Source organism: Streptomyces sp. NPDC046557, from assembly GCF_040645975.1.
GTDB lineage: Bacteria > Actinomycetota > Actinomycetes > Streptomycetales > Streptomycetaceae > Streptomyces.
Genome location: NZ_JBEYZH010000039.1, coordinates 1 through 23,039, shown reverse-complemented (window position 1 = coordinate 23,039; position 23,039 = coordinate 1). Strand labels below are relative to the sequence as shown.

The 23,039-nt window shown below is 69.5% G+C and carries 19 protein-coding genes and 7 pseudogenes; 16 read left to right on the top strand and 10 right to left on the bottom strand.

Features of this window, described 5'->3' with window-relative positions; all coding sequences use genetic code 11:
• Window positions 1-330: 330 nt before the first annotated feature.
• The gene (locus tag ABZ934_RS32010) at window positions 331-894 is read right to left on the bottom strand and encodes a hypothetical protein (RefSeq protein ID WP_361319913.1); all 564 of its coding nucleotides are present in this window, start codon (window positions 892-894) and stop codon (window positions 331-333) included.
• Between the two features lie 514 nt (window positions 895-1,408).
• Here ABZ934_RS32010 and ABZ934_RS32005 point away from each other — a divergent pair.
• Window positions 1,409-1,804 carry a hypothetical protein gene (locus tag ABZ934_RS32005; RefSeq protein WP_361319911.1) on the top strand — a complete coding sequence of 132 codons (396 nt, stop codon included), beginning with the start codon at window positions 1,409-1,411 and terminating at the stop codon, window positions 1,802-1,804.
• 353 nt (window positions 1,805-2,157) lie between these two features.
• Here the strand turns inward: ABZ934_RS32005 and ABZ934_RS32000 are convergent, their stop codons facing one another.
• Entirely contained in the window at window positions 2,158-2,463 is a 306-nt protein-coding gene (locus ABZ934_RS32000; protein WP_361319908.1) for a chaplin, read from the bottom strand.
• Window positions 2,464-2,682: 219 nt separating this feature from the next.
• Window positions 2,683-3,890, bottom strand: a pseudogene (locus tag ABZ934_RS31995) (cytochrome P450).
• A gap of 156 nt (window positions 3,891-4,046) precedes the next feature.
• Between ABZ934_RS31995 and ABZ934_RS31990 the strand changes: the two are divergent.
• Window positions 4,047-4,289, top strand: a pseudogene (locus ABZ934_RS31990) (FAD-dependent oxidoreductase); the annotation flags it as partial.
• Between the two features lie 305 nt (window positions 4,290-4,594).
• Here ABZ934_RS31990 and ABZ934_RS31985 read toward each other — a convergent pair.
• Entirely contained in the window at window positions 4,595-5,524 is a 930-nt protein-coding gene (locus ABZ934_RS31985) for a helix-turn-helix domain-containing protein (RefSeq protein WP_361319919.1), read from the bottom strand.
• 123 nt (window positions 5,525-5,647) lie between these two features.
• A complete protein-coding gene (locus tag ABZ934_RS31980; RefSeq protein WP_361319905.1) occupies window positions 5,648-6,046 on the bottom strand; it encodes a VOC family protein in 399 nt (132 codons plus the stop codon).
• 93 nt (window positions 6,047-6,139) lie between these two features.
• Here ABZ934_RS31980 and ABZ934_RS31975 point away from each other — a divergent pair.
• Window positions 6,140-7,130, top strand: a pseudogene (locus ABZ934_RS31975) (YafY family protein).
• Window positions 7,131-7,274: 144 nt separating this feature from the next.
• Here ABZ934_RS31975 and ABZ934_RS31970 read toward each other — a convergent pair.
• On the bottom strand, window positions 7,275-7,616 hold the full coding sequence (locus ABZ934_RS31970; RefSeq protein ID WP_361319903.1) for a hypothetical protein: 342 nt from the start codon (window positions 7,614-7,616) through the stop codon (window positions 7,275-7,277).
• A 27-nt stretch (window positions 7,617-7,643) separates the two neighbouring features.
• A pseudogene (locus ABZ934_RS31965) lies at window positions 7,644-8,489 on the bottom strand (IS5 family transposase).
• A gap of 774 nt (window positions 8,490-9,263) precedes the next feature.
• On the opposite strand from ABZ934_RS31965, the gene ABZ934_RS31960 reads away from it, so the two are divergent.
• Together ABZ934_RS31960 and ABZ934_RS31955 are read left to right on the top strand one after the other, a co-directional pair.
• Window positions 9,264-9,455: a hypothetical protein gene (locus ABZ934_RS31960; protein WP_361319900.1), complete on the top strand. Its 192-nt coding sequence runs from the start codon at window positions 9,264-9,266 to the stop codon at window positions 9,453-9,455.
• A gap of 143 nt (window positions 9,456-9,598) precedes the next feature.
• Window positions 9,599-9,754 (top strand): annotated as a pseudogene (locus tag ABZ934_RS31955) (IS5/IS1182 family transposase); the annotation flags it as partial.
• Window positions 9,755-9,805: 51 nt separating this feature from the next.
• On the opposite strand, the gene ABZ934_RS31950 reads toward ABZ934_RS31955, so the two are convergent.
• Entirely contained in the window at window positions 9,806-10,519 is a 714-nt protein-coding gene (locus ABZ934_RS31950; RefSeq protein ID WP_361319897.1) for an alpha/beta hydrolase, read from the bottom strand.
• A gap of 527 nt (window positions 10,520-11,046) precedes the next feature.
• Between ABZ934_RS31950 and ABZ934_RS31945 the strand changes: the two genes are divergently transcribed.
• The gene (locus ABZ934_RS31945; protein ID WP_361319893.1) at window positions 11,047-13,152 is read left to right on the top strand and encodes a SpoIIE family protein phosphatase; all 2,106 of its coding nucleotides are present in this window, start codon (window positions 11,047-11,049) and stop codon (window positions 13,150-13,152) included.
• Between the two features lie 391 nt (window positions 13,153-13,543).
• Here ABZ934_RS31945 and ABZ934_RS31940 read toward each other — a convergent pair whose 3' ends face one another.
• Window positions 13,544-13,783 (bottom strand): hypothetical protein, encoded by a 240-nt coding sequence (locus ABZ934_RS31940; RefSeq protein WP_361319890.1) that lies wholly within the window; start codon window positions 13,781-13,783, stop codon window positions 13,544-13,546.
• Window positions 13,784-14,358: 575 nt separating this feature from the next.
• On the opposite strand from ABZ934_RS31940, the pseudogene mobF reads away from it, so the two are divergent.
• The 7 genes and pseudogenes from mobF to ABZ934_RS31905 all read left to right on the top strand — a co-directional run.
• Window positions 14,359-15,534: pseudogene (mobF, locus tag ABZ934_RS31935) on the top strand (MobF family relaxase); the annotation flags it as partial.
• Entirely contained in the window at window positions 15,531-15,821 is a 291-nt protein-coding gene (locus ABZ934_RS31930) for a hypothetical protein (RefSeq protein ID WP_361319887.1), read from the top strand. The pseudogene mobF and the gene ABZ934_RS31930, both read left to right, overlap by 4 nt.
• Window positions 15,822-15,908: 87 nt before the next feature.
• Entirely contained in the window at window positions 15,909-16,376 is a 468-nt protein-coding gene (locus ABZ934_RS31925; protein WP_361319916.1) for a transposase family protein, read from the top strand.
• 76 nt (window positions 16,377-16,452) lie between these two features.
• Complete coding sequence (locus ABZ934_RS31920; RefSeq protein ID WP_361319884.1) at window positions 16,453-17,511, top strand: transposase; 1,059 nt, start codon at window positions 16,453-16,455, stop codon at window positions 17,509-17,511.
• Window positions 17,512-17,552: 41 nt separating this feature from the next.
• Window positions 17,553-17,741: a hypothetical protein gene (locus tag ABZ934_RS31915; protein ID WP_078624200.1), complete on the top strand. Its 189-nt coding sequence runs from the start codon at window positions 17,553-17,555 to the stop codon at window positions 17,739-17,741.
• Between the two features lie 230 nt (window positions 17,742-17,971).
• Window positions 17,972-18,043: pseudogene (locus ABZ934_RS31910) on the top strand (XRE family transcriptional regulator); the annotation flags it as partial.
• A gap of 678 nt (window positions 18,044-18,721) precedes the next feature.
• The gene (locus ABZ934_RS31905; protein ID WP_361319881.1) at window positions 18,722-19,396 is read left to right on the top strand and encodes a hypothetical protein; all 675 of its coding nucleotides are present in this window, start codon (window positions 18,722-18,724) and stop codon (window positions 19,394-19,396) included.
• A gap of 698 nt (window positions 19,397-20,094) precedes the next feature.
• Here the strand turns inward: ABZ934_RS31905 and ABZ934_RS31900 are convergent.
• A complete protein-coding gene (locus ABZ934_RS31900; RefSeq protein WP_361319878.1) occupies window positions 20,095-21,405 on the bottom strand; it encodes an alpha/beta fold hydrolase in 1,311 nt (436 codons plus the stop codon).
• A 220-nt stretch (window positions 21,406-21,625) separates the two neighbouring features.
• On the opposite strand from ABZ934_RS31900, the gene ABZ934_RS31895 reads away from it, so the two are divergent.
• From ABZ934_RS31895 to ABZ934_RS31885, 3 genes are all read left to right on the top strand, one after another.
• Window positions 21,626-21,862, top strand: coding sequence for a hypothetical protein (locus tag ABZ934_RS31895; protein ID WP_361319875.1), 237 nt, complete (start codon window positions 21,626-21,628; stop codon window positions 21,860-21,862).
• A gap of 339 nt (window positions 21,863-22,201) precedes the next feature.
• Window positions 22,202-22,537 (top strand): hypothetical protein, encoded by a 336-nt coding sequence (locus tag ABZ934_RS31890; protein ID WP_361319872.1) that lies wholly within the window; start codon window positions 22,202-22,204, stop codon window positions 22,535-22,537.
• Window positions 22,538-22,685: 148 nt separating this feature from the next.
• Window positions 22,686-22,976 (top strand): hypothetical protein, encoded by a 291-nt coding sequence (locus tag ABZ934_RS31885; RefSeq protein ID WP_361319869.1) that lies wholly within the window; start codon window positions 22,686-22,688, stop codon window positions 22,974-22,976.
• Window positions 22,977-23,039: the final 63 nt, after the last annotated feature.

Genomic DNA, 23,039 nt, shown 5'->3' with positions numbered 1-23,039 from the left:
ACGACGCGCCGATCTCCACCAGGGACTGCTCGAACTGGCCTGCAGCCTCATATGCCTCCGCCGCCTGCGAACCTCATTTTGAAACGATCAGTTAGTCCAGCGGTTGTACCGGAGGGCCGGCGCCATCTGACGGTGGCGCCGGCCCCCGGGCCGCCCGGCGGTTCCTCAGCGGACGCTCGCCCATTGAGGAAGCCGAGCGCAGCGAGGTGAGAGAACGAGGCCTGGCCGCTGTCATCTGGTCGGAGATACGCAGTTCGCACACTGACGCTAAAGCGAGAGATGGCAGTCACGGCCCGGCGGTATGAGCGAAGTGGCCAAGCCGACGGCGTTCTAGAGCACTTCCTCGTCGACCTCATCCATGATCCTGTAAACCAGTTCCTCGTACTTCAGCAGGGCGGCGTCGAACTCCTTGGTGAACTTCTTGCCGTCGAGGTGCTCATCGGTATACGCCGCTGAGATCATGTCCTTCAGCTTCTCGCGGTGGGGACGTGCCTTGGCCAGGGCCTGCTTGCCGGAGCTCGAGGCCACCAGGCGTGCCGTGAGATCTGCCTGCTGCAGCTTGGCGTAGGCAGGGATGTACTTGAGGTTGTACTGGTTCTCTCGCTCATCGACCGTCATGTTCGGATTGGTGATGAAGTTCCGAACTCCGAGGATCTCGGTCTTGAAGGACAGGAAACTCGTTCCCACGCCGGCGTATGCCACCCGGCGGACGTCGGACCGCCTCGCCTTCTCCACGGCCTCTTGGTTCCTACCGGCCTGGACGAAGACCAGCACGCTGCCCGTTAGACCGGTCAGTGCGCCGATCAAGGCCCCGCCGAGCGCGGCGCGGGCGGTGCCCTGTCGCGCTGACCGTACGGCTTCGCTTCGGCTTTCCTGGTCCGGATCCTGGGTCATAGCCAATGTCTAACCCGGGATGTGTCGCTCCGCGACGCAGCAGAACCGTTTGGGAAGGGTGGTCATGCTGGGCCGGGGCTCGCCAACCGTAGGGAAGGGGTGGGGCCTCCGCTGAGGTGACCGCTACACAGGGATGGCCTCTGGTGGCCTTCCCACGAGACCCCGCCTCGTCCACTATGGCGCACCGGGTCGGCGGAGCGGGTCCGTCGGTGCATCAGCTTTGTGTGGTGTCGTTGCCCGCCTGCCCGGTGCCGTCGGCTGTGTGTGGCTCGTGAGCGCCTGACCTCGATCGGCCAGCCGGCGCCAGTGTGCCGCCCGCGATCTCCCCGGAAGGCGTCTTTGGGGATGCGGATGCCGGCATTCGCCTACCCCACGGGGTCAGCGCATGGGAAGCCGAGCGCGCGGGATCGCCGATGCCCCCTGTCCGGGCGCGGTGTTGGGCGTAGTCGTGGGGGGAGTGGGCGCGGAGGAAGCGATGAACGCACGTGAGGATCGTGGGGGCGGGGGACCGGACTTGCTCGGCACCTATCTGGAGGGCCTGCGGGCGCGGTTGGGTGCGAGGGGGTTCGAGGCGGTGATCCGGGCGGCTGACGCGACGTGCGTGCTGCTGGCCGGCGGGCATCCCGCTGTCTTGGCCGGCCCCGACGGCGAGGCTGACGGGTTCGGTTCCGACTTGCAGCGTGAGTACCTGGCGTTGCTGGCCGTGCTGATCACCGGCCGTAGTGACCACCATGTGGTGCGCCTGCCGGGCGTGGACGGGTTGCCGGGTTGGGCGGTGGTCGAGGCCCACGTCGCGGACGACGGGGTCGCGTTGGACGCGTTGTGCCGGCAGATCACGGTCCGGGCCCGGGCGGGCGTCCGGAGCGCGCTCGCGCTGGAAAGCCTGTGGGATGCGAATCCCGGCTACTGACCTTGAAGGCGGATTGTCGTAGGGGAACGCGGCCCACAGGTAGATCTCGAGGAGGCCGGCGCGGTTGTGCGGCTTGCCCGGTTTCTCTCGCCCCATCCCGTCCTCGAGAGCGGTACGCGTATCCGCCGCGCCGACCGGGCGTGGTGACGCCGTCGGGGTCAGCGTGGCATGTTGCGGGGAGTGTCCCACTTCTGGGGTGTCGAGTGCGCGCCGTGTGGGGTGGCGGTCCGGCCTCCTTTGGAGGTGGGGGAGGCCGGACCGCTCAGGGGGTGTGCTGTGCGGCTGGTTCGGAGGATCGCGTGCTCTGTCGGCTCCGGCGCTGTGGCTGCCGGCGGGTCGGGGGCCTGTGGTGCTCAGTACTCGCCGTGCTGGTCCTTGTGGTGGTGCTCGGCCTTGTAGTGGTCTTCCTTGTCATCGCCGCTCTTGTTGATGCAGACGTTGCCGAAGGCGGGGTTGAGGAGGCCGACGACGTTGACGGTGTTGCCGCAGACGTTGATCGGGATGTGGATGGGCACCTGGACGACGTTGCCGGACAGGACGCCGGGGGAGCCGATGGCAGCGCCCTCGGCGGTGGCGTCCGCGGCTGCCAGGCCGGCGCCGCCGGCGAGGAGGGCGGCGGCTGAGGCGGTAACCGCTACGGTCTTTGTGATACGTGACATCAAGATCTCCTAGTGAATGTGGACCTGCCGTGGGGAGTACGGCACGTGCGACCCTTCAAACAGCACGGGCAGGTAGCCGGTTACGGCGGTTGGGCCGGATCGGTGACCCGGGCCACCTCTCCGGTCTCAGCGGGCCAGGTGAGTCCCTATCGAACCCGGAACGGTTCAGGCGAGGCCGGCCCGGAATCGGCGGATGGTCGCGCGAGTCGGGTGGTGGTTTCACCAGGTCACGGGGAGTCGCTTGGGGAAGCGTCGGATCGCTGCCGTGTCCCACTGGATTTCTTCGGAGGGTACGGCGAGCCGCAGGCGGGGGAAGCGGGTGAGCAAGGTGCGGATGGCGGTGTGGAGTTCGGCGAGGGCCAGGTGGGTGGCGACGCAATGGTGTCCGCCCCAGCCGAAGGTCATGTGGGGATGAGGCGTGCGGTCGGGGTGGAAGGTGTCGGGCTCGTGGAAAACGGCGGGATCCCGGTTGGCGGCCAGGTAGGAGACGTGGACGAAGTCTCCTGCCGGGATGAGGATGCCTTCGACTTCCGCGTCCTGTGAGGCGATGCGCGGGATGCCGACGCCCTTACGGAAGGGGATCAGCCGCAGGAGTTCGTCCAGCACCCCGGTCAGCCGTTCGGGGTGGTCCGCAGCAGGGCGATCGTCGCGGGTTCGGTGAGCAGTGTGTAGACGATGTTGCTGATCTGGCAGGTGGCCGTGTCGTTCCCGCTGAGGATGAGCGTCAGCGCCAGGACGGCCAGTTCGTCGTCGTCCAAGGGTTCGTCGCCGTCCTGGTCACAGGCGGCCATGACGCTGATGAGGTCGTTACCCGGCTTGGTCCGCCGCTCGACGATCATGGCGGTGAAGTAGCCGCGCAAGCACTGTTTGGCGCCGGCCGCGGCTTGCCGTGCATCCGGTGATGTGGCCAGCATCTGCCGGGTCTGGCGCAGCAGGTCCGGACGGTCGGTGTCGGGTACGGCGAGCAGTTCGCAAATGGTGTGCTGAGGCAGTGGTACGGACAGGTGGTGCGCCAGGTCGGCCGGCGGGCCGTGCTCGACCATCTCGTCCAGCAGCCGGTGGGCTACGCGTTCGATGGCCGGCCGCATGGCCCGAACGTTCCTGGCCGTGAAGGCGCGGGCGGCGGCGCGGCGCAGGCGGCTGCCGTCCGGCGGGTCGAGGACGTTGATCGACTCTGGGGAGACGATGGGTTCCGGGGTGAGCCGGGGATAGTCGTGGCCGACGATCGCGGCACGGCTGAAACGCGGGTCGGTCGTCACCTGACGGACGCCGTCGAAGGTGGTGACCAGCCATGCCTCGCACTCACCGTAGGGCAAACGGATCCGTGTCACCGGGCCCTGGGCCATGAGTCGGGCCAGGAGCGGGTCGAAGACGAGACTGTCGTGGAAATCGAAGGGGCAGGCGATGGCTGCGCCGGCGGAGGCCATGCGGTGCTCCTCGCGGGGTCAGGCCATGGGGCCATGCGGGCGATCGTGGCGCACGTGCGTCAGGCACATCCGCTGAACGGGCATATTCCGCATCGTGCGGCAGTTCGCCGGGTGGTGCATTCCTGGCTGTGTCAGATGGCAGAAAGGGTGACGGACATGCCTGCCGAGCCTCATGGGGTGCCCGCTGCCGGCGCCGTGGACGTTCTGGTTGTCGGCGCCGGACCGACTGGATTGGTACTCGCCTGCGACCTGGCCCGGCGCGGCGTACGAACGCACGTCGTGGAGGCCGAAGAGCACCTGTTCGGCGGCTCACGGGGCAAAAGCCTGCAGCCGCGCACCCTGGAAGTGCTGGACGATCTCGGTGTCATGGACGCGATCGGCCAGGCCAGTGAGCCGTTCCTGCCCATGCAGACCTGGCGGGACGGCCGGCGGCAGGGTGAGTGGCGGCTGATCGAGCCCGATCCCCAGGCGCCGGCATCCCGGTTTCCGGTGGCGCGCGGGCTCACCCCCGCCCAGGTAGTCGTAGCGCAAGGTCAGCGGTGCGGTCAGGCTCCTGCCGGCGCCGCTGCCGGCCAGACCCACCGCGCAGCTTGACCAGCCGCGCCACCGTCTCGGCCCAGGCCGAAAGATCCGGCAGATAGATCAGCGAACCGCGGCCGGTATACACCACATCGAACGTCTCGCCTTTGAGCGCTTCGACGGCGTCATACACATCGGCCTGAACGAACCGCACCGCCGCACCGGCGCCGGCGGCCACCCCGCGGGCCGCGGCAAGACTGACCAATTTCGGTGGTCATGAGGCGGGCGGCCGCCGACCAAAGCCGTGGGGCGTCGAGCTGCTGCTGAATGACGACCAGCTCGCCCGACACCCGGCGTTGGATGTCGGCCGCACCCATCGACATGTAATCGCTCCCGTACGCGGCGAGCTTGGCCTCCCACTCCTGCGCGTCGGGTCCGCCGGTCAGTCGGGCGGCGAACCCCCGCGCCAACAGGTCGGAGGCGACGACGGGGGCTATGGCGGTGCTGGCCACGTCGGTCAGGAACGTACGGCGCATCTGCCACAGCGCCGCGAGATAGAAGCCCCCCGGGGCGACTTTCCCGCGCTCCCACCGCGCGATGTACTCCCTCGTGAGCGTTGTCCCGTGGCTTGTGTTGAACTCGTCGGCCAGACGGGCCTGGGACCAACCGTGCGCCGTGCGTAGCCCCCGGCCACCGAGCTTCTTGACATCGACGTGGACCAGGTCGCCAACCCGGTCGTGCTCGTAGCGGACGACGCCGCGCAGTTGCTCGCCGGTGGGCGGATCGAGATCGCGCAGGCGGCTGAGCCCTCGCCGGACGAGGACTCGGTGCACGGTGGCCGGTGCCACGGTGATGCCGTGCAGCTTCTCCAGTTCGGCGGCGAGCCGGGCGGGCCCGTACTTGGTCTGGCGCCGCAGCGCCTCTACCAGATCGGCGATGTGCTCGCTCGTGCGGTTGGGGCGGGCGATGGGTTGGGAGGAGCGATCCGTCAGGCCGTCCTCGCCGTGGGTGAGCCAGCGGGCGTACCACTTGGCTAGGCAGCGGCGGGAGATTCCTGCTTCCGCAGCGACGTGTGCGATCGGACGTCCGGCATCGACCCGCAGGCACAAGCGCAGACGTCCTTCGGGGCCAGTGGTGCGTTCCGATGTCCCCTGCTCGTGGCGCTCCCGGACTCGGCGGCCGCGTTCACCGGGAGCCCTGGGATCTCGGGGCTCCCGCGTGAGCGGCTGTACGTGGCGTCAGCGTGCGAACTTTTCGATGGCCTCCGGGGTGACGGGGGTGAAGAAGTTGACGAGGTTGCCGTCGGGGTCGCGGAACAACAGCGACCGGTTGCCCCAGGGCATCGTGGTGGGCTCGTTGACGAAGTCGGTGACGAAGCCGGTCAGGTTCTGGTGAACGCGGTCCACGTCGTCGACGAGGAACTCGGTGATCACGCTGTAGTTGTCCGCCGGGCGGGCAGAGCCCGGGGCGAACAGCGGGACGGTGCGGGTGCTGGCGATCGCGAGAGTTGCGCGCGCGGTCTTGAGTTCGGCGAAGTCCTCGGTGGACCATATCGCCTGCATCCCTGTAGCACGCTCGTAGAACTCAACGAGGCGTGCGACGTCGCTGGTGATGATGCGGATCGAGACGAAGTCCATGGGAATCTCCTTGGCTGTGCTGGAGGCGTGCACGTCGCAGGCTAGAAGAAATAGTGGACAGAATCGGTCCTGTATTCGCGTTAGGCTCCGAACATGCCACGACCCACCGGCCGCGTGCTGACACTCCTGGAGCTGCTGCAGTCGGGCGGCACCCGGACTGTGGCCGAGCTAGCCGACCGTCTCGGCGTCGAAGGGCGCACTGTACGGCGGTATGTGGACCAGCTGATCGACCTGGACGTGCCCGTGGAGTCGGTGCGCGGCCGCTAGCGGCGGGTACCGGCTGGCTCCCGGGTACCGCTTGCCTCCGCTCATGCTCAGCGACGACGAGGCGCTGGCAGTGCTGCTCGGTCTGGTCGTCGGCCGCCGGGCAGAGCTGACGACGACGGAGCGCACGGCAAACGAGACGGCGTCAGCGAAGATCCGGCGGGTGCTGCCCAAGCACATCGCCCGCCGGCTCGACACACTCCTGGAAGCTCTCGCCTTCACGGATCAGCCCGGCGAGTTGGACCACCCGGACGCCGGGCTCCTGCTCACCATCGCCGATGCGGTGCGCCATCGCCGACCGGTCTCGATCCGCTACACCGATCGCGACGGACGGCGCAGCGAACGCACACTGCACGCATACGGGATCGTCGCCCATGCGGGCCGGTGGTATGTGACGGGCAAGGACGCCAAGGCGGGCGAGGACCGAACCCTCCGGCTCGATCGCATCGCAGCCGCGAGGGCCCTGCCCGGCTCATTCGAAGCGCCCGTGGGTCCCGGTCCGGCACAGCGCGTGTTGTCAGGATTCGCCACGGCCGAGTACAGGCATCAGGTCACCTTGCGGATCCACGGGACAGCTGAGCAGATCCGCGCCCACCTCCCAGCCAGCGTCGCGAGCCTGGAGGAGCACGAACCCGCGGCCGGCCAGGACCCGGCAGCCGAGCACTGGCTGCGCGTCGAGCTACGGGCGCAGCAGCTCGACTGGTTGCCTCGGATACTCGCCTCACTCGACCGGCCGTTCGTCATCGAGCGCCCCGATGAACTACGCGACCTCGTCATCGCGCTCGCCGATCGCCTCGCGTCTTATGCCCGCCAAGCCTGACAGCGAGGAACCAATGTCATGAGACGGCGCAGCTAGGCCCCTTTGAAGGCGCTCCGCGCCGGGGCCCCGCCGCTTGCGGGGCGAACGGACCCACCCTGTTCGGTCCTGCTGGAGGCAGGCCATACCGGTGACCTAGGCCGTGTTTTAGGACGTGCGGGCGGCCAGCCATTTGGTGAGGTCGCCCGCGATGTGGTCGGTGCTGGTTTCGACGACGACATCGTGTTCGTGGCGGGTGGTGTCGCGGCGGACGATCTCGTATCCGCCGTTGTCCAGGACGGCGACGGAGGCGAACCAGAGGGGGTCGTCTTGGTCGGGCTGGATGACGACGAGGGTGTTGTCCGTGTCGTTGAGGTCGTTGATCAGCCTGGACAGGGCGTCATGGGACGGGTTGTCGACGTGGTCGCCGTTCTCGCTGTCGGCGCAGTAGTGCTCGGCGGCCACAGGCCCTCCCCGGTTGCGTGCGATGTCGAATGCCGTGGTCAGCATGGCAGGCCGTGTGGCCGGGCCGCTGGTTCACAGCCACTGGTGAATCGCGGCGATTTGCGCGGTGGCCTCGAATCGGCAGGCGAGCTTGTCATACCGGGTCGCGACGGCCCGGTGCTGCTTGAGGCGGCTGATTCCGCACTCCACTGCGTGGCGGGCCTTGTAGTCCTGCCGGTCGAAGGCCGGCGGACGGCCACCGGCACGGCCCCGCCGCTTGCGGTTGCGGACCTGGTCGGCCGGCTCGGCAATGGTGCAGCGGATCCCGCGTCTGCGCAGGTAAGCACGGTTGGCGCGCGCGGAGTACGCCTTGTCACCACGCACCCGCAGCGGCTTGCTCCTGGGACGGCCACCGCGCACCTTGGGCTCGAACTGCGGGCTGTCACCCCGCTGACCGGCCGTGACCAGCAACGACAACGGCTTCTGCCCCTGCTCGCAGGCCAGATGGATCTTCGTGGTGAACCCGCCCCGCGAACGGCCCAGCCCGTGATCGTCCGGCTCACTGCCCACGCCGCCGGGTGGTTCCTTCTATCCGACCCCGTCCCGGCGGGCACCAGCCGCGTGCTGATGGGCCCGGCAGACCGTGGAGTCGACGTTCGCCTCCCACGTGATCAGTCCGGCCGCATCCGCCCTCGCCTGCGACAAGGTCAGGATCCGGGTCCACACACCCTCGCGCTGCCAGCGGCGAAAGAGCCCGTACACGGTCTGCCAGGGCCCGTACGCACACGGCAGATCCCGCCACGGCACACCGGTCCGCACCCGCCACCGCACACCGTCGATCAACCGCCGCCGGTTCCGCGACCTACGGCCCCCGCCCGCCGCAGGCAACAACGACTCCAACATCGACCACTGCTCGTCAGAAAGATCCCCACACCCCACACCGTGATCATCACGGCGCGAGACGTGGAACGACGCAAGGTACCCACAGCGGTCACCCTCACAGCACTGGCGGCGGCACTGGCATCGGCGTCTCCGGCGTCCGCCGGAGGTGTTGGTGACTTCCTCCCCCCGTCTTTCGGCACTGACTGTGCCAACCACCACGGCACCCACGCAGCAGGGACGACCACCCACGGAACAGGCGCCGCCAACGGCAACCTCGCCGGACTCCCCGTCGGCACCCCCTTCATCCAGTGCGGCGGAGCCGACCTGGCTCCTGCTCTGCCTATCGGCGGGCTCTTCGATGGCCTGCCGGTGATTGGCAGTGTCTTGTCCCCGGTGCCCAAAGGGCTTCCCATGGCTTCCCGGTGATCGGGGCGAGCTGAGTCTGCCGGATCCTGCCGGTCGCCGCGCACGCAGTACCCCCGGGCCACATACATGGTTCGTCGGGCCTGCTGGCCCGGCCCAGGGCGTTTCGGGGCGAGTGCCGGCGCCCAGGGGCCCGGGTCTGTCCTGCCTGCTGGGCGCCGTCGGGGATGACGGGCCAGAAACGGAGGAAGCCGAGCTGTTCCAGTTCGGCGCGGAGCGCGGGGGCGAGTGCCCGCCATCGTGTGACCCGGTGCTGGCCGTTGTCGCGGAGCCGGTCCCGCCCTCTCCGGCCGGGACGTTAGCGAGCTGCACGACGAGTACCGCCAGGCGCTGGAGAAGCTGATCGACGCCAAGACCGCCGGCACCCGCCCAGAGCCGGTCGAGGCCCCCGCACCGGCCTCGGCGGAGGTGGTGGACCTGACGGCGATGCTGGAGAAGTCCGTCAGCGAAGCGAAAGCCTCGCGCACCGGTGGCGCCGATGTCACCGTGCACGACCTGCCCGCTGCGAAGAAGACCACCAAGAGGACAACAGCGGCGAAGAAGACCGCCGAGGAGACTCCGGCGAAGAAGAGCGCCGGCCGCAAACCCCGCAGCGCCTGAGACAGGGGGGAACCTCCTGACCGGCAGTGGTCAGCCTGCCGCACCGCGCTTACCTGCGTCGCCGGGGAATCCGCTGCACCATCCCGGACAAGGTCGACCAGGCGCGCAACCGTCAGAAGCTTGGCTCCCGCGGTGGCCGGCCGCCACATTTCGACCCGGTCTACTACCGTGAGCGCCACGCGGTCGAGTGCGGGATCAACCGCCTCAAGAGGCACCGCGCCATCGCTACGCGATACGACCAACTAGCGGTCCGCTACGAGGCGACCGTCCTCGTTGCTGCCATCGACGAATGGCTGTGACCAACGCACATGAAGCGTGCCCTATGGGGAGCCCCCAGCAGCGAAGTGCTGTTACTCCACGGCAGATTCGATGAAGATCTGCGCCAGTTCACGCGGTTGGGAGAACATCGGCCAATGGCCGGTGTTCATCTTGACCAGCCGCCAGTGCTTGCTGTTTAGCAGCTCGGCCACGTCTTCGTCGGGCTCGGCATCGTCGGATTCGGCCCCCGCAGGCAGGCAAAGGATGTACGTCGCCGGAAGTTCACTGAGCGCCCCAGCGAGCACGGCGGACTCGGTCAACGTGGCGCCCGGGTGAGGCGTTGAACCACGGACGAGTCGTGCGATCTGCTCATCGGTGAGACCCTCGCCGTCATAGTGAGCAGCTGGCACGAGCGGCCAAAACCCACCGTTCTCGGCGATCGAAGCCTTCACTGCCGCCCCACCATCTGGCCAGGCGGAGATAAACGACTCGCCGTCAGTTGGAACACTTGAGTCGACGAATACCACGCGGGCCAGCCGGTCGCCGATCCGCTCCGCGGCCTGGCCAACCGGGATGCCCGAGTAGCTGTGGCCGACCAGGACTACGTCACGCAAATCCTGGCGTTCTACTTCGGAAACGATGTCCTGGACGTGGGTCGCTTGCCCCGCGAGTACGCCCCGCTTTTCAGCAAGACCGGACAGCGTCAACGGGTAAACGCCGTGGCCAGCCGCACGCAGATACGGCACCACCTCGTCCCACGCCCACGCCCCAAGCCGCGCACCTGCAACCAGCACGAAATTCACCATCCCCGTACCGTAGCCGGGCAGCCCGACGATCCCCCAGAAAATACTTTCGACACACGCCCTAGAGGCCGAACTTCCCCTGGACCGTACGACTCACGTCGGGCTGATGACGGCGGTCCTCGGCTGGACCGACCCGGTCGCCCTCCAGCCCCGCGACTACGAACAGATCGCCCTACAGCTGACCGCCTACGGCGCACCGCGTCCATCCGGGCCTCCATCGACACGGCAGGGTCCGTGACGTACGTTGCGGTGGCCGGGCCAGCCCCAGCGCCGGTTCCCGGACTGCCGCGCGGGGTCAGGCGCGGAGGGCGCAGGAGAGGTGGGTCGGCCGGATGCCCACCCGGATACGCCGAGCTCCCGCGGCGGCCCCTCGTTCCGGCACCTGACAGGTTGCGTTCCCCCGGCAGCCGCTGGCGGAGGCTGCCGCCGGGGCGGGGCCGGAGGAGGATGAGAGGACAGCCGCCAAGGGCGAGCGGAGGGCCGGATGGTCGGACCCGAGGCCGCCCGCAGTGGGTGAAGGAGGTCCGGTCATGGTCGCGTCCGAGGTGTTCCGGGCCGGGCCCGGCCCGGTGGGAGTGGTTCCCTCCGAGCCCGGCGGTCTGCTGGATGTGCTGAGCGTGGCCGCGGTGGTGCTGGACGCCGCGGGGCGGATCACGTTGTGGAGCCCTCAGGCCCAGGAGCTGTTCGGCTGGTCCGCCAAGGAGGCGCTCGGCCGGTACGCGGCCAAGCTGCTGGTCGCCGACGAGTACGTCGACCTGGTCCTCGAGCTGTTCGCCAAGGTCATGGCCGGTGGTGGCGCCTGGGCCGGGGTGTTCCCTGTACGGCACAAGGACGGCTCCACGAGGCTGGTGGAGTTTCGCAACATGCGACTCCTCGACGAGCACGGAGGCGTGTACGCCCTGGGGATCGCCTGCGACGAGGCCGTTTTGCGCGGTGTGGAGCGGGACCTGGCGCTGTCGGTGCGGCTGGTGGCGCAGTCCCCCCTCGGGCTGGCGGTGCTGGACACCGATCTGCGCTACGTCCTGGTCAACCCGACGCTGGAGCGGATCAACGGCCTGCCGGCCGAGAAGCACCTTGGCCGTACCGTCCGTGAGGCGCTGCCGTTCCTGGACACCGAGGTGATCGAAGCCTCCATGCGCCAGGTTCTGGAGACCGGCGTTCCTCTGCTGGACCAGTTCGCCATCGGGTCTACCCCCGCCGACCCGGACCGGGAGCATGCATGGTCGGGCTCCTATTACCGGCTGGAGGATCCCAGCGGGCGGGTAATCGGAGTTGCCCTGTCGGTGGTGGACGTCACCGACCGCTACCGCGCTGCCACCGAGGCAGCCGAAGCACGCCGACGCCTGGACCTCATCGCCCGGGCGTCCGTCACCGTCGGCACCACCCTGGATGTGGAAGGCACCGCCCGCGAACTCGCCGCTCTCATCGTGACCGACCTCGCCGACCTCGCCACGGTCGACGTCCTCGACTCAGTCCTGGAAGGCAGCGCCCCCACAGTCCCCGGTCCCTACACGGAGCAGGCGCTCTTTCGGGCGCTGGCGGTAGCGGCGGCCTACGAGACGGACGCCGTCCACGCCGCCGACCCGGTGGGCGAACGCACCACCTATCCAGCCGAGCGCCTGGTCACGCGCTGCGTCAGCACCGGACGCCCCGTCCTGGTGGCACACCTCACCCGCCCCGGTCTGGAGCACATCGCACGCGACGAAGCCGCCGCAGCCCTCCTCGCCCACGAGGGCGCGCACTCCTACCTGGCCGTGCCGCTGATCGCCCGCGGCCAACTCCTCGGCGTCCTCGGACTCCTGCGCACCCGCAATCCACTCCCCTTCACCCACGACGACGTCACTCTGGCCGGCGAACTGGCCACCCGCGCCGCCATAGCCATCGACAACGCCCGCTGGTACCAGCACGCCAACGGCACCGCCCTCACCCTCCAGCGCCACCTTCTGCCCCACCCCCCACCCCAGGCCGCCGGCCTGGAAATCGCCTACCGCTACCAGCCCGCGCAAGCGGCCAGCGGGATCGGCGGCGACTGGTTCGACGCGATCCCCCAGACCATGGACATGACCGCCCTCGTGGTCGGGGACGTCATGGGACACGGGGTCAACGCCGCCGCCACCATGGGACAACTGCGCACCGCCACCCGCACCCTGGCCGAACTCGGCCTGGACCCGGCCCGCGTCCTGCGCCACCTCGACCACATCACCGCCGAACTGGACCAGACCATTGCCACATGCGTCTACGCCGCCTACGACCCGCACCGCTCCCGCTGCCGACTCGCCCTCGCCGGTCACCCACCCCCCGCCCTCATCCGGGCAGGACAGCCGCCCGAACTGCTCGACCTGCCCGCCGGCGTTCCGCTCGGCGCAGGCGGCCTCGGCGGCACCCGGTTCGAGACCAGCGTCCTCGACCTGACGCCAGGCGACCGGCTGGTCCTGTACACCGACGGCCTCGTCGAAACCCGCGACGACGCCCTGGAAGACCGCCTCAACCTGCTTCTCAGCCTCCTCACCGATGCCGGCCTCCCCCCGGAGGCGACCTGCGACCGGCTGCTGGCCGCGCTACGTCACTCCGACGCCGCGGACGACGTAGCCCTCGTCATCGCGCACGTGCGACCCCACCCGCCCTGCACGAGGTGAAGAAACGGCTCCCCGGTAAGTCCGGGCACACAGTGCCGGTACAAGGCCGCCGGCGGGTCGTGGTCAGCCGGCCAGGCCGAGAGCGTTGTCCGGGCAACAATACGGACAGGGTTCCACGCCGTCGGCGGGCATCCGACGCCGCCTGGTCCCGTTCGACGGGCTTACCCTTGCCCGTCCCGCTCGCGCCGACGCGGACGCGCAGCGCCTGAGGGCCGCCGGGGTCCGTATCGTCTCCTCTTTCCAATCCCGAGGCGGCGGCAAGGGAAGGCGGCTCTGCTCCTCGGCCGAGGCTGCCTCCAGCGCGGGGATGGTGCGCGCGACCTGGTGTGCTGCCAGGTCAGCCACGCCTGCACGGCACGCCACCGCTCGAGGCGCTCCCGGGTCCCGCTCCTCACCTTCGCTTCCCCGGATGGGACACGGTGAAGGTGCCGTCGGCGTAGCGCACCACCAGTTCCGGCTCCCCACCCGAGGCGGTCTCGGCGGCCCGCCGCAGTTCCACCCGCCGTACCGCGCTGTACCCGCCAGCCCTCCAGAACGGATGCCCGCTGATCTCGCAGGAGAGCCGGATCAGTTCCCGCCGCAGTTCCGCCCCACCCCGCTCGGGCCGGACGGCGAGCAGGGGGAGTATCACAAGCTCCGTCGGTGGTGCGCGTTCCGTTGGCGCCCGAGATGCCCAGCTACGTCTTAGTGGTGCTTGTCGGTGTCGTCCCGGTCATCGGTGTGAGGGCTGCCGGTGAGCGATGACACTCGATCGCCGTGCGGGACCATTTCCCGCCTGGCGGGCCGCCGGGAAGAAAGTTCGGCCGCTGCTCCCGCCTGGCGGGACGTGCCGCTGCTCGGTCTTTCTTGCAGGTCAGAGCTGTGCGGGGTGGTCTGCATACAGCAGATATCAGGGTCGTCCGGGCCGGTCAGATGTACCGCTACTACCTGCGCCAGACCGTTGTTGGCGACGGCCGCCGCCCGGCACGCACGCCCGCTCGCCAAGGCTCAGGAGGAAGCCGGTGTCCCGGCCGGGCGATGGATGGGGCCGGCGCCTGGCCGTGCTCGGTCTGACGGCGGGAAAGGAGGTCACCGAGAGCCAGCTGCGGAACTTGTTCGTCGAGCGGGGCCGGCACCCGTGCGCGGACCAGATCGAGGCCGACCGGCTGGCCAAGGGCGACTCCCCGACGCCGGCGCTCTCGGTCGCCGGGTGTTGGTCACGGGTGTCGATTTCGTCTTCCGGCCGCAGCCGACGATCTACCTGTTGTGGGCGCTGGGGATGAGGAGACGCGGCGGGTGATCGAGGCCGCGCACGAGCGGGCGATCGAGCGGGTGCTGGAGTGGATCGAGGACGAGGTGGCGGTGATCCGGTTGGGCAAGGACGGCATCTACCGGGTGCGGCCGCCCGGCGGCCTGGTCGCCGCCCGCTTCCGCCACTACCAGGCGCGCTCCGGGCGACTCTTGCTCCATGACCATCTGCTGCTGTCCGTGAAGGGGCAGCGCCTGGACGGGAAGTGGGGCTCGATCCACACCACGGCCCTGCACGAGAACACCGTGGCCGCCTCCGCGCTCTACAACGAGTTCGTGGCCGCGGAGGTCTGCGAGGCGCTGGGACTGGCGACCGAGCCGCGCACCGTCACCCCGGGACGCCGGCCGGTCATGGAGATTGCCGGGGTGCCGCACGAGCTGAACCGCTGGACCTCCCGGCGCAGCGACCAGATCGCCGCCTGCATGGCCGAGCTGGAGCACGAGTACGTCACCGCCGTCAAAGACGACGGCGAGCTGAAGTTCCGGCCCGTGGTCTCCGAGCGCGCCCGCGCCAAACTGAACCAGATCGCCGCCCGCAAGACCCGGCCGCCCAAACAGAAGACCCAGCCGCTCGCGCAGCTGCGCGCGTGGTGGAAGACGAGTGCGATCCTCACCTCCGGCGTGGCCGCCGACATCATCACCTCCCTCCTCGAGCACGCCCGTGCCGCGGCTGCCGCGATCCGGGCCGCCCGGGTCGCCGCCGTGGTCGACATAGCGCTGGCGGCCGTCGACGTCGCCGCGACCGTGTTCGTGATGAACGACGGCGGCCGCTTCCACCGTCGGCACCTGCTCGCCGAAGCCCGCCGCCGTCCTGCGCGGCCGCCGCCGCGACCCCGGACTGGACGAGAAGATCGTGGCCGCCGCCATCTCCACGCACTGCCTGGACATCAGCGAGCCGACGACCGTGCGGCCTGGAATCCGGCTACCGCCTCTACACCGTACGGTGGGCACTGTCCCACCTCACCGGCCGCCGCCGCCCACCGACCCCCGCCCCCGATCCGGACCGGCAACCCCCGGCCGACCCCGGCGAGCCGGCTGCGCCCCGGACCCCGGACCAGACAGCGGGGGAGTGGGAGATACCCCGCATCTCCTTGAGCTACGACCGGGCCGTCCTCGCCGGTGCGGTGGTGGGGGAGATGCTACGCACCACCACCACCGCGCGGGGCCGGGCGTACGACGTCGTCGCGCACCAGCAGGCGGCGATGCCCGAGCAGCTGCTCGCGCCCCCGGCCGCCGACCCCGAGCACGACGACCAGGAGCCGGAGGCCGGACAGCGGGAGGCGATTGGCTTCGTCAGCGAGTTGTGGGTTCTGGCACAGATCTTGGGGAGCCGTCGCGGAGCGTCACCTCGATGTGCGATTGTGAGGGGGTGGTTCGCGTGAGACCGCGTACGCCTTGTCGCCCCACGACAGGAATTGACGCTCCCTCAGGGGTCTGCCAGCCGCTATTGCGGTCACTCGTGGACGGTGATGGTGCTGGTCATGCAGACCGATGCACCGTTCTGGGACTCGCTGGTGTTCCCCGGGATCGACGATGTGGATGTCGAGGCGGTTACGGACGGGTTCGGCACGGTCGAGGTGGTGGCGAGAGGCCGCGCGGACGAAGCTTCATGCCCGGACTGCGGTCGCGTCTCGGGCAGAGTCCACGACCGCTACCAGCGGCGGCTGAACGACCTGCCGCTCGCTGAGCAGGGTTTTACGATCCGGCTGACGGTCCGGCGCTTCATCTGCGGGTGGGTGGACTGCCCGCGCCGAACGTTTCGCCGAGCCGTTCTCCCGGCTGGCCACCCCGCACGCAAGGTTCACGACTCGGCTCAACCGCGCCTTGGAGCGAGTGGGGCTCGCGCTGGCCGGGCGGGCCGGGGCTCGGCTGGCTGCCCAGCTGGGCTTCGGCGCGGGGCGGATGACGTTGTTGCGCAGGGTCATGGCGCTGCCTGATCCACATTTCAGTACTCCGCGTGTGCTGGGTGTGGACGACTTCGCGGTTCGTCGTGGTCATACCTACTCCACCGTCTTGACCAGCGTCGAAGACCATCGTGTGGTCGATGTGCTCCCCACCCGTGAAGCCGGACCGCTGGCCGCCTGGCTGGTCCGTCACCCCGGCGTGGAGATCATCTGCCGAGACCGGGCGGGCGCCTACGCCGAGGGTGCCCGCCGCGGCGCCCCCGACGCTCTTCAGGTCGCCGACCGGTTCCATCTGTGGCAGGGCCTCGGCTGGGCCGTGGAGACCTGCGTCGCCGCCCACCGCGACTGCCTGCGCAACCCGTCTCCCAGCAGCCTGTTGCCGGAGGCGCCTCTGGGTTCCGGTCGGCCGCAGGACGACTCGGCGCCTGTCGGCCGGCGGGCCGAGCGGAAGAAGGCAGCACACGCCTTGGTCCACGACCTCCTTGCCCAAGGCCACTCACGCCGGGCGATCGCCCGGCACCTGGGCTGGGGCCTCAACACCGTCCTCCGGTACGCGAACGCCCCAAGCCGGCAGGACACCATCCGCGACAACCGGCCCCGGTCCAGCAGGCTGGACCCCTACAAGCCCTACCTGGAACGACGCTTCGCCGCGGGATGCACCAGCGTCACCCACCTCCACAATGAACTCCTCGCCGACAACGCACCCGTCACCTACCAGATGGTCCGCGCCCACATCGTCACCCTCCGCGGGACGCCTGCCGGCACGCCGCCCCGGCCTCCGACGGTGCGCCAAGTGACCGGCTGGCCAACCCGGCACCCCACCACGCTGAGCGAGGACGACCAGGCCGCTCTGAAGGACGTCCTGGCACGCTGCCTCGAACTGGACACGGCCGCCGGACATATCCGCGACTTCGGCGAAATACTCACCGACCGGCTCGGGGCCACACTCCCCACCTGGATCGACGCAGTCGACGCCAGCCAACTACCCGGCCTCACCAACTTCGCACTCCACATGCTCCGAGACCTCGACGCCGTGACCGCCGGACTCACCCTCCACTGGAGCTCCGGCAGCATCGAAGGCGCCGTCAACCGCATCAAAAAGATCAAGAGGCAGCTCTACGGACGAGCCGGCTTCCACCTGCTCCGGAAGATGATCCTGCTCCAGTAGCAGCTTGTAGTGTAGGGAGACTGCCATGAGGGGTGATCGATATAAGCAGGCGACGGTACGTAGCCAGGGGGGTACCCGGCGGGTATCGCATTTGGGACAACAAGGGGCAGCGGTGGTGGGGTGACCACTACGAGCTCTGCCCTGACGCTCTCCTGACGGAGTTGAACGGCGCTGCCGAACCCGCGAAGCTCACCGCTCTTCTCAAGCAGTACCGAGCACAGAAACGCTGACGGAGTGAGCGACCGGTTTGGAGCGTGGTCGGGTGGGCGGGGCTGAACTGGCCTCGGCCGACTTGTTCGACTGCTCCATGAGTGGCGGCAGCGTCCGGCTCAGCACTTCGCCCCTCGGACGGCCGACCCGCTCACCTGACGTCCAGGAAGCACCTCCTCGAACATCGAGGTGACGCTCCGCGACGGCTCCCCAAGATCGGTGCCAGAACCCGCTACTGACGTACAAAGCCATCACGGTCGAGACCCGGGCCCGGTTCGGGTTCACCGCAGCCCCCGGGACGACGGACGACGGGCGTATCCGCAGCCACCCTCATCCCCGAAGACCAGCCCGAACGACTCGCCCAGGTACTCATCGACTTCCTGATCAAACCGGAGCAGAACCGGTCCGACACGCCTTCTGAGCGCGGGGGGGCGGCAGGCGGACCCGACAGCCGCTACCGCCCTCCCGCCAAGGTCGAAACTGCAAGCCGGGGCCGGGGCCGGGGCCGGTGCCGCATGGCGCCGGGTGAAGTGACGCATCGGATCACCCGAGAGTGCCAGCTCGTATACGAGGTCCTGTACCGAGCCGGACGCCTCGTCCTCATCAGCCCTCCACCAGACTGTCCATCGCCCCGGACAGACCGGGGCTTGCGAGCTTCGCTACTGGTGAGAGGAAGGCTGCCGAACGAGCACTTGTGACAAGCACCGTGCCTCTCTGGTGACAACCAGCCTGCTTCGCCCGGTCTCATTCACCAGCTCAACTGGCTCTGCTGGTGAAAACTACTGTGCTTCGGCTCAACCGACCGAATGTCAGTGGCGTCCGTCACCATGGCACTTCGGACTTTCGGAGCACACGCGACCTCGCCGCCCGTGACGCGCCGCCCGCCGGGCAGGTGTCGTCAACGTGTGGCAAACCGACAGCACGGACTTGTCCAGCGACATGGCTGTGCCCTGGCTGCGCACCCCTGACCTGCCGGGTCACCGCGAAGTGGAATACGCCCGTGCCGTTCCGCAGCGGCATCCGCCACATCGAGATGGTCCGCTGCGACGAGAGGAGCCCGATTCCCTGCCCGAAGAAAGGGACAGGCAGGTGCGGCGGCTGGCACCCGACCACCAGGCTGACAGAGCGCTCGTTCGACGACTTCATCAGGGGCGCGGCCTCGGGGTTGTATGTGCGGGCCATCGTGAAGGAGAAGCGGACCCCGTACGAGTTCTGGACGCCGGCCACCGATTCCGCCGCCTTCCTGGACGCGACATCGGGGGAAGCCCCCGTCACCGTCGCGGGGCCGACGGTCGCCTCACTGGTGCCAGCCGGCCCCGAGGGCGCCACGCATCGATTCGGGCTCGATGACCCGTGGCTGCCCCTGGCCGACGACGCGGCCGGCGAGGACTTGTTGTCCGGCTGGTCCACCGACGACGACGCCGACGCGCTGGCCGAGCTGGCGGCCGGGGAGTCCGGTGCGTCGCTGCGCCGCCTGACCGCGCCGGGCACGGGCCCGTTGGCGGTCATGGGGGAGGTGCGGGTGGCGGAGCGGTTCCGGTCGGGCTCGGGTGGCCTGCGCCTCACCCTCACCTGGCCTGCCGACCTGCGCCATCACTGCGGCCACCGCGGCGGGCGGCGTCCGGTGAGCCAGCCGTACGGGCGCCACGGCGCGGGTTGCGGGGCTTGCCCATAGCCGGCCAGGCATGCAAGAGGCGGGCGACCAACCGGTCGTCCGCCTCGGCCGTCCTTCTTGCTTGTTGCCGTAGCGCTACGCGACCCGATCCCCGAGTCGACTCGATTAGCTGGAAGCACATCACCTGTCTGCTGATCAATCCGGCCGCAGGATCAGGTGAACTGCGGTGTCGGCAAGACAGCCTGGTGCCTCCCGACCCCATCCCAGGATCGGGTCGGGCAGCTCATTTCCGCAGGTGAGTGAACCGACAGGCAGGGCGTTCGGCGTGCGGGCGGCCGTCGTACTCTTCCCGGGCCTTCCGGATCTTCAGCTGGCGATGCGCAGGAAGGGTTGCGCCTCGGGGATCGGTGCGTCCTCGGCGCCGTCGGGTCGGGGTCGGGGTCGGGGTCGAAGCCGGTTCCGTGCCGGGGACCCGCGGGGCAGGTCGATGGTCGTGTCGGGGAACGTGAGCGGCCACAGGTGCGTGTCCGGGTTGTGGATGTGGTTCAGGAGGTGTGCTTCCGACTCCCCCACATGGCCGAGGTCTGGGACGAGAACTGGTTCGGCTCCACCAAAACCCTCGATGTCACCACGGCCGGCCTGCGCCGCCGCGGCGAAGTCGTTCCCCCGCCCTGCACACCTGCTGCGGATCACCACCCTGCGGGTCCACGGCTACCGGCTGGGGAACAGTATCCCGGATAGCTGGTCGATCGGCGGGCTCAGCCGGTGCCGGTGCGCGGCGGGGTACAGGCTGCGGGCCGGATTCCGCCGTGGGCGCTGAGGAAGGCCAGCAGGTCGCAGACGGACCGGTCGAGAACCTGGTCGTGGCCCGCGCCTGGGTAGGTGCGGTAGAACACGGCGCGTGAGCCCAGCCGGCGCAGGCGGGCGACGACCTGGTCGGTCCAGGCGGGCGGCACGTCCTGGTCGGCCTTACCTTGGATGATCAGTGCGGGTACGGGGATTTGGGCGCGGTCGGGGTCGCCGTACGCGCCCATCCGCTCCCCAATCCGCTGCAGCTGGTCGGCGCTCAACGGCAGCGTCTTCTCGGTGTCCAGGCCGTTGAGCACTTGGTCGCTGGTCGTGATGCAGCCAGCGAGGACCCGGGAGGCGGTGGTGGCCGCCTCGTTCCCTAGCAACGAGCGCAGACTCAGCGACGCGTCGGTGCGGTCGGTGGCCGCCAGCCCGGCCAGCGAGTACAGCGCGAAGGACAGCTCGCCCGGAACGTGGGAGGCCTTCACCCCCGCGAGCATCACCTCCAGATGGCTGGCCGGGGCGACGGCCACGACCCCGCCCAGGCGCTGACCGCCAGGCGGGTGTGCGGCGTGCGCGGCGAACAGGGCGGCCTGACCACCCTGGGAGTGCCCGACCGCGAACCACACCCGCCCCAGGCCCGGCACCAGTTGGTGCGCGGCGGTGACGATGTCGGCCACCGCGTTGCCCTCGTCCGCGCCGACCAGATAAGTGTGCATCCCCGGAGTCCCGAGCCCGGGGTAGTCCGAGGCGGTGACGGCATACCCCGCGCGCAGCAGCGCACCCAGTTCCTGGGTGTAGGCGCCTGAGCCGAGATCGGGTAGCTGCGAGGGGGCGCAGGCGTCAGCCACGCCGGTCGTGCCGTGCCCCCAGGACACCACAGGCCAGCCGCCCTGAGGTGGGGCGCCGGGTGGCAGGAGCACGGTGCCGCTGACCGGGACGTCCGCGCCGTGGGCGTTTGTGGAGTGGTAGAGCGCGGTCCAGCGGCGGGCACCGGCCAGCCGGGCATCAGGGCCGTGGTCGGTCGCGGCGATCAGCGCGCCCGGTGTCCCGGACGGCAGCGGCTCGGGCACCCGGTAGGTGTCGCCGACCAGGGCTACCGCCGGTGGCGGCACATCGCCGGCCGCCGGGTGGGCGGCCGGATGGGGGGAGGCGCAGCCGCCCGCGACCGCCACGACCACTGCGGCGACCGCCGCGCTCAGCGGCCCGGACGTCCGGCCGGGCAGCAGACCCCTGCCCGGACTCGAGACCGCAGTATGAACCGGACGCGCTTTCTCCATGGTGGGCGGCTCCTCTTCCGGTAGAACGTGGCGGCCGAGCTCACCCTTGCATCGCCACCGGGCCCATGCATCCGGGGAGCCACCACCCGTGTCCCGCCCCCTCTGCCAAAGTCCTCCGCGAGGGTCTACCGGATCTCGCTGACGACGCGGGATGGATGGTCGCCGGGCGGCCGGCGCCGACGGACCCGCCCGTCCCGGCGCCAAGCCCCCGGCCGTGCCGGTGACCGTCATCGACGGCCCCGCGCTGCCGGAGGTTCTGGCGGAGCCGGCCGCCGCGCGGGCGGACGAGATGGACGCCGACACCGTCAACCGCGAGCCGTCCATCGCGCGCAAGGCGATCGGCTGGTGGCCGCGCCAGGGCTGGAGCACCTGCGATCCGACGATCGGCATCGAGCGGCGCCCGGCGCCGTCGATGACGAATGCCTTGAAGTGTAGGGGGGGCCGGGCGCGGCGGTGACGTGCTGGGTGACCTTGTAAGGGGCGTGGTCGGCGGACTACCGGCTCGCGGGCATGCTCCTCGACATCGAAGGCGAGCCGGTGGAGCTCCGCGCCGTCTCCCTCACCGTCCCAATCCGCTGGCTGCGCCCCGCAGACACGCCGGCCTCCTCCGGCCACCACGACTCATGGCGGATCCCGCCTGACCACGTGTGGTGTCGACGACCTGGCGCCACCGTCCACGTCACCTGGCGACAGCATGTGGACAAGTATGGGAGAGCGGTCCTCCCTTCGGTTCGGTGGACTCGGGTCCGTACACGCCAGGAAGGGATCGTCGGATATGTCCGGTCACGATGCTGGTATGCGGATGGTGGCGGGCTTGCTGAGCGGCAGCCACCTGATCTCTTTTGCGGAGATCCCCGATGAGGTTCAGCGACAGGCCGCGGGGGCGGGTCTGCAGGAGGTGCTGATCTATCTGGCTGACCTGCAGCAGTATGTGCTGCGGCTGGTGACCGGCTGGGGTCTGGATGCACGTGAGGGCGCGCCGGCGGGTCTGGGGGAGCTGAACATCGAGGGCACGGTGGCCGGGCGCGCCTTCCAGCAGACGCAGACGCTGGCGCACCATCCGACCGGGGACGGTGGGATGTGGTGGGTTCGGTGCTGGACGGCACCCAGCGCCTGGGTGTGCTGCGGGTGACTACCGCGCGCACGGATGACGGAATGCGCAAGGACCTGGAGCTGCTGGCGTCGGTGGTGGCGATGCTGGTGGTCGGCAAACGGGACTCCAGTGACGCCCACGCCCGTCTGGTGCGGACCGAGAAGATGAATGTGGCCGCGGAAATGCAGTGGCATCTGACGCCGCCCATGGCCTACCGGATGCGTCGGTGGTCATCGGTGCGGCGCTGGAGCCTGCCTACAAGGTGGGAGGGGACGCGTTCAACTACGCGCGCGCCGGGGATGTGCTGCATCTGGCGGTGTTCGACTCGATGGGTCATGACACCTCGGCCGGGGCGGCGGCCAACCTGGCGGTGTCCGTGTGCCGAAATGAGCGACGCCACGGGGCGGGACTGGTCGAGGCGAGCGTGTCGATCGAGCACAGGCTTAAGACGTCATCTCATTTGGCGAGTCTTCGGTAGCAGATGAGGGTGCAGGCGATGCTGGTGAAGGCGAGGAAGTGTTCGGCTTTGCGTTCGTAGCGG